This window comes from Nocardiopsis alkaliphila YIM 80379, from assembly GCF_000341005.1.
Lineage (GTDB): Bacteria > Actinomycetota > Actinomycetes > Streptosporangiales > Streptosporangiaceae > Nocardiopsis > Nocardiopsis alkaliphila.
Genome location: NZ_ANBD01000075.1, coordinates 1 through 6,359, shown reverse-complemented (window position 1 = coordinate 6,359; position 6,359 = coordinate 1). Strand labels below are relative to the sequence as shown.

The 6,359-nt window shown below is 66.1% G+C and carries 4 protein-coding genes and 1 pseudogene; 2 read left to right on the top strand and 3 right to left on the bottom strand.

Going from position 1 to position 6,359, the window contains the following annotated elements:
• Window positions 1-123: 123 nt before the first annotated feature.
• The gene (locus D472_RS0111565; protein WP_017604643.1) at window positions 124-861 is read right to left on the bottom strand and encodes a GntR family transcriptional regulator; all 738 of its coding nucleotides are present in this window, start codon (window positions 859-861) and stop codon (window positions 124-126) included.
• A gap of 269 nt (window positions 862-1,130) precedes the next feature.
• Here D472_RS0111565 and D472_RS0111560 point away from each other — a divergent pair, with 269 nt between their 5' ends.
• A complete protein-coding gene (locus D472_RS0111560) occupies window positions 1,131-2,174 on the top strand; it encodes an SIS domain-containing protein (RefSeq protein WP_017604642.1) in 1,044 nt (347 codons plus the stop codon).
• A 101-nt stretch (window positions 2,175-2,275) separates the two neighbouring features.
• On the opposite strand, the pseudogene secA reads toward D472_RS0111560, so the two are convergent.
• A pseudogene (gene secA / locus D472_RS26735) lies at window positions 2,276-5,118 on the bottom strand (preprotein translocase subunit SecA).
• A 316-nt stretch (window positions 5,119-5,434) separates the two neighbouring features.
• Between secA and D472_RS0111550 the strand changes: the two are divergent.
• Window positions 5,435-5,947 carry a hypothetical protein gene (locus D472_RS0111550; protein ID WP_017604641.1) on the top strand — a complete coding sequence of 171 codons (513 nt, stop codon included), beginning with the start codon at window positions 5,435-5,437 and terminating at the stop codon, window positions 5,945-5,947.
• A gap of 153 nt (window positions 5,948-6,100) precedes the next feature.
• Here the strand turns inward: D472_RS0111550 and D472_RS0111545 are convergent.
• Window positions 6,101-6,359 (bottom strand): sigma 54 modulation/S30EA ribosomal C-terminal domain-containing protein (locus D472_RS0111545; RefSeq protein ID WP_017604640.1); only part of this gene is annotated, 259 nt, incomplete at its 5' end.

Below are 6,359 nucleotides of genomic sequence, written 5' to 3'. Positions count from 1 at the left end.
CCGAGGAGCCACGGCGGTTCCCTCCCTTGCCGGCTCGGGAGGGTTTGGATGGGGTATCGGCGGCTTTGGGGTCCGACATGGTGGGGGTCTCCCTTTCGGACGCGCGCCCTGGGGCGCGGGACGTCAGTCGCCGTGCCGCCTCGGATCCAACCGTGAGTGCAGCTGATACCGGTCGGCACGGTAGGTGGACAGCGCCAGTTCCACGCACTGCCCCTTGGCGAAGCTACGGCGCTGCATGATCAGCACCGGGTTTCCTGCGGGCAGACCGAGGAGACGGGAGTCGGCCGAGTCACAGATCCCGGCCTCGATGGTCTGCTCCCCGGAATCCAACAGGATGTCGTATTCGTTTTCCAGGACCTCATAGAGAGATCTCTCGGCGAGATCGAACCCCTCCAACCCCGGGACCATCTCCGCGGGGATGTTGGAGCGCTCGACCGCCATGGGTTCGTCGTCGGCGGTGCGCATGCGTTCGATGTGGTGGACCAGGGTGCCGGGGGCGATGTCCAGCATGCGCGCCGTGTGGCCGCTGGCCGGAATCACCTGGCGGATGAGCTCACGGGCGCCCGGCTCGAAACCACGAGCGCGCATGTCCTCGCTGTAGGAGGCCAGGACCAAGGACATCTCGATCTTGGGGCGGGCGACGAAGGTTCCCTTGCCCGGAACCCGATAGAGCTTGCCCTCGGCGACCAACAGGTCGATGGTCTGGCGCACCGTCATCCGGGACAGACCGTAGGTGGCGCTGAGCTCGCGTTCGGAAGGGACCATGTCGTCCACGCCCAGCCCGGTCGCGGTGATGCGGTCCAGGATCAGGTCACGGAGCTGGACGTACTTGGGCAACGGGTTGCCGGGATCGATCGACATGGGCGGCCTTCTGGTCGGCGATCGGGATGGGGCGGGTCAGCACCTTAGCGCGTGGCACGCGCGGATATCCGACATCCGCCACCATTTTGACGTTCAACTGGTATAGTCCGGACTAGACCATAGCTTCGGACCAGTGTCAATCCACTCGAGGGCACCGGGATCGAGGAGAGATCATGGCGGTCCGGAACACGTGGTCCTGGTGACCCATCGACGTCCAGCGCGGCCCAGACCCCCTCCAGGGCCGCCAGTACCACCCTGGAAGGTTCCCCATGACCACCACGACGAGCATGATGCGCGCGGAGATCGCCGAGCAGCCCGAGGCACTGCGTCGCACCTTCGCCGAGCTCCTTCCCTTGCGGCGCGAAATCGAGGACCTGGGGCGCCGAACCCGTCAGGTCCTGTTCATCGCCCGTGGTTCCTCCGACAACGCCGCTGTCTACGGTGGCTACCTGCTCCAGGTGCACGCCGGCCGCATGGCCACCCTGGGGTCCCCCTCCGTCGCGACCGTCTACGGCGCCAAGACCGACCTGTCGGACGTGCTCGCCGTGGCCATCTCCCAGTCCGGCAAGACCGAGGAGATCGTCGAGACGATGCGCTGGGCCGCCGGCTGTGGCGCGCGGACCGTGGCCATCACCAACGGGGCCGACTCCCCCCTCGCCACTGAGGCGGACGTGGCCCTGGTGACTCAGGCCGGCAACGAGCTGGCCGTCCCCGCCACGAAGACCTACAACACCCAGCTGGCCGCCCTGGCGGTCTTGGCCTTGGGTTTGGGCGCCGACCTGGACGCCGGCGAGCTGGAGTTGGCGCCGCAGGGCATCGAGGAGACCCTCGCAGCGCCGGCCGACGTTCTGGAAGAGATCGCCGAGCGGATGGCCTCGGTGCGGGGAACGGTGGTCTCTGGGCGCGGCCTGGCCACCTCCACGGCGTTGGAAGCCGCCCTCAAGCTCAAGGAGGCCTGCTACCTGCACGCCATGGGGATGTCCTACGCCGACCTGTTGCACGGCCCCATCGCCGTACTGGACTCGCGTACGCCCACTCTGCTGATGGCCTCCCCCACCGGACCCACCCTGCGAGGTGCCGTTTCGCTCGCCGAACAGGCCCGTTCCGCCGGCTCCCCGGTGTTCGGGTTCGGTGGTGGTGCGGCGCTGGCCTCGGCCAGCGACCTCTCGGTCCCGGTTCCGGACGTGCCCGAGTGGATCTGTCCGATGAACCTCATCGTCCCCGCCCAACTGCTCACCGAGCGCCTGGCTCGGCGCTTGGGGCACGACCCCGACGTCCCCCGAGGCCTCAACAAGGTCACCCAGACCACGTAGCGCTTCCCGGGCGCCAGAGGCGCCATCCGGTTCGAACGCCCGTGTGGGCGCGGCCCCGAGGGGTCGCGCCCACACGTCTTGGTGTCGGTCGGAAACGACGGTTACTTGGCCGCCGGGTCTCCGTGACACTTCTTGTACTTCTTGCCCGAACCACAAGGGCAGGGCGCGTTGCGCGCGGTACCCGTGAACTCGTCGTTGGTCTGGCTGTGCCGCTCGACCGTCCCGTCCTCGCCGGGCGCCGAGTACTGCAGCCGGCTCGGTCGTCCCTCGCCGAAGCCCGGGACCACGACGTCTTCGGCCGGCTCGGCCTCGATGTCGGGGGCCGCGGCCTCGGCCGCCTCCTCGTCCTCCTCCACCGCGGTGGCGACNCCGTCCCACCGGTGGCGCCGCCGACGGTGGCGGCGGTCTGCGCGGCGGCAGCGGCGGTCAGGGTCGGCTCCTGCTTCTTGTGGACCTGGACCTCGACGTTGAAGAGGAAACCGACCGACTCCTCCTTGATGGCCTCCAGCATCTGCTGGAACATGTCGAAACCCTCGCGCTGGAACTCGATCAACGGGTTACGCTGAGCCATCGCGCGCAGGCCGATGCCCTCTTGGAGGTAGTCCATCTCGTAGAGGTGCTCACGCCACTTGCGGTCCATCACCTGGAGGATGACACGGCGCTCGACCTCGCGCATGGCCTCCTCACCCAGCTCCGACTCGCGAGCCTCGTAGGCGGCCTTGGCGTCCTCCACCACGCTGTCCGCGATGAGCTCGGGGGTCAGCGTGTGGACGTCACCGTTCTCCTCCACGAACTCGTCGACGGTGAAGCTGATCGGGTAGACCTGTTTGAACGCCCGCCAGAGCTTGTCGAGGTCCCACTCGTCGGCGTCACCACGAGCGGTCTCCTCGACGACGTAACCGCGGAGCACCTCCTCCAGCATGTCGACGACCTGGTCGCGCAGGTCTTGGCCCTCCAGCACCTTGCGGCGCTCGGCGTAGATGACCTTGCGCTGCCGGTTGAGGACCTCGTCGTACTTGAGGACGTTCTTACGGATCTCGAAGTTCTGCGTCTCGACCTGGCCCTGGGCGGAGGCGATCGCCTTGCTCACCATGCCCGACTCGATCGGCTGGTCGTCCGGGATGTTCAGCTGGTTCATGAACACCTCCAGGCGACTGGAGTTGAACAAACGCAGCAGATCGTCCTGGAGTGACAGGTAGAAGCGGGACATACCCGGGTCGCCCTGACGGCCGGAACGACCACGAAGCTGGTTGTCGATCCGGCGCGACTCGTGGCGCTCGGTACCGAGAACGTACAGGCCGCCCGCTTCGACGACCTTCTCGTGCTCGTCCTCGAATTCGGCGGTGGCCTTCGCCAAGGCCTCCGGCCAGGCGGCCTCGTACTCCTCGGGGGTCTCCAGGGGGCTCAGGCCACGCTTTTGGAGTTCCTCGTCGGCGAGGAAGTCGGGGTTGCCGCCGAGCATGATGTCGGTGCCTCGACCGGCCATGTTGGTGGCGACGGTGACGGCGCCGAGTTTCCCGGCCCGGGCGATGATCGAGGCCTCACGGGCGTGGTTCTTGGCGTTGAGGACCTCGTGCGGAACGCCTTCGCGCTTGAGCATCCGAGACAGCAGTTCGGACTTCTCGACGCTGGTGGTACCGACCAGGACGGGCTGACCGGCCTCGTGCCGTTCGGCGATGTCCTCGGCCAAGGCCTGGAACTTGGCGTCTTCGTGCTTGTAGACGACGTCCTTGACGTCCTCACGGATCATCGGCTTGTTGGTGGGGATGGGCACCACGCCGACGCCGTAGGTCTGGGTGAACTCCGCCGCCTCGGTCTGGGCGGTACCGGTCATGCCGGCGAGTTTGTCGTAGAGACGGAAGTAGTTCTGGAGCGTGACCTTGGCCAGGGTTTGGTTCTCGTCCTTGATCTTGACGCGTTCCTTGGCCTCGATGGCCTGGTGCATACCCTCGTTGTAGCGGCGGCCGGCCAGGACACGTCCGGTGAACTCGTCGACGATGAGGACCTCACCGTCCTTGACGATGTACTCCTTGTCCTTGCGGTACAACTCCTTGGCCTTGAGGGAGTTGTTGAGGAAGCTGATCAACGGGGTGTTGACGGCCTCGTAGAGGTTGTCGATGCCCAGCCAATCCTCCACCTTGGCCACACCGGATTCGGTGATGCCGACGGTGCGCTTCTTCTCGTCGACCTCGTAGTCCTCGTCCTTCTTCAAACGAGGGGCGATCTTGGCGAACTCGGAATACCAACGCGAGTTCTGCTCGGAGGGGCCGCTGATGATGAGCGGGGTACGCGCCTCGTCGATGAGGATGGAGTCGACCTCGTCGACCAGGGCGAAGTAGTGTCCGCGCTGGACGGTGTCCTTGAGGGACAGCGCCATGTTGTCGCGCAGGTAATCGAAACCGAACTCGTTGTTGGTTCCGTAGGTGATGTCGGCCTGGTAGGCCTTGCGGCGAGCGTCGGCGCTCATCTGGGGGCCCACCACGTCGACCTCGAGACCGAGGAACTGGTAGACGCGACCCATGTTCTGGGCGTCACGTCGGGCCAGGTAGTCGTTGGTGGTGATGACGTGCACGCCCTTGCCGGCCAAGGCGTTGAGGTACACCGCGAGGGTTCCGGTCAGGGTCTTGCCCTCACCGGTCTTCATCTCGGCGATGTTGCCCAGGTGCAGGGCGGCGCCGCCCATGATCTGCACGTCGAAGTGACGCTGACCCAAGGTGCGCTTGGCCGCCTCACGAACGGTGGCGAAGGCCTCCGGGAGGAGGTCGTCCAGGGACTCCCCCTCCTCGTAACGTTCCTTGTACTCCTGGGTCAGGGCGCGCAACTCATCGTCGCCGAGGTCCACGAAGTCATCCTCGAGGAGGTTGACCTGGTCCTTGTACTTCTTGAGCCGGCGCAGGATCTTTCCTTCACCCGCGCGCAGGAGCTTGTCGAGTATGCCTGGCACTTCCTATGCGCTCCTCGCAGATCGCGGTCGGCTCCACCCCGGGTGGAGAGTCAGAACTAGACCCGCTGACCGCACTTGTCATGTGGGAGGTCAGGGGAGAATCCTGGGTCCTCGGGCCTACATCCTAGAGGACCCCGGCCCACTTCCCGTCCTTTGGACGAACGAGTGGAGTGGGGGTGGATGTTCCCGGCCTTTTTGTAATGTTCGTGCAGAATCGCGCATTTTCCTGGGTAAGGCAATGGGTGGAAGGGCGACTCGTTCACAACGAGACGTCCCGAGCAAGGAACTTCCGACCGTGTTCCCTGGAGGGATCACCATGCGAGGCGACCGAAGGAGTGCACGAACAGAGGAGAACCCGCGGAAGGGTCCGATCTCCCCGCATACCCCGGCCGACGCGGTCGACACCGCCGTCGAAGGGGCCAAGGCCTCACCCAGGCGTTCCGAGGACGACGACCCGGGGCTGGCCTGGGAGCGACATCGCCTGACGAGCCAGGAGAAGGCCGAACGGGGGCAGATCCAGGGTTTCCAACGGCAGGGCGGTTCCTTGGCCCCCAGCAACGGTCACCGGGGTAGGACCCCCTCGTGGATCAGCGTGGGCCTGGCCACCGTGGGGTTCATCATCGGAGGCGTGGGCATCGCGATGGGCGGTTCCCTGGTGCTGCTGATCATCGCCGGTGTCCTGCTGGTGGCGGCGCTCGTGGTCGCGATCTCCTATGACATCCTCAGCGACGTCGTCCTCGACCCGCCCAGGACCGAGGCCGAGGAACCGCACGAGACGCCCTTGCATCGCGTCAAGAGGGCGCCGAACAAGGCCGAGCGCGAGGAGTGACGCACAGAACCGATCCACGCTCCCCGAACTCTCCGAAGACGGTGCTATCGCGGAGCCACGAGGAACGACATCGCGGCGGGCCACTCGGGCCCGCCGCGATCGTCTTGGCCCACCCGCCTTCACCCGGGTTCGGGAGGGACGAGGTGGATTCTGTCAGTCGACCAGCCTCAGGACGCCGTAGTTGAAGCCCTTCCGGCGGTAGACGACGCTCGGGGTGTCCTTGACCTCGTCATGGAAGAGGTAGAAGTCGTGACCGACGAGTTCCATCTCCATCAACGCCTGGTCGATGCTCATCGGCTTGGCCCGGTGGAACTTCTCCCGCACGATCAGGGGAGCCTTTCCCTGGGTATCGAGTTCGACGAACTCGCCGGAGAAACCACCGTCGGCCGCGGCGGCGGGCTCCTCCTCCCCG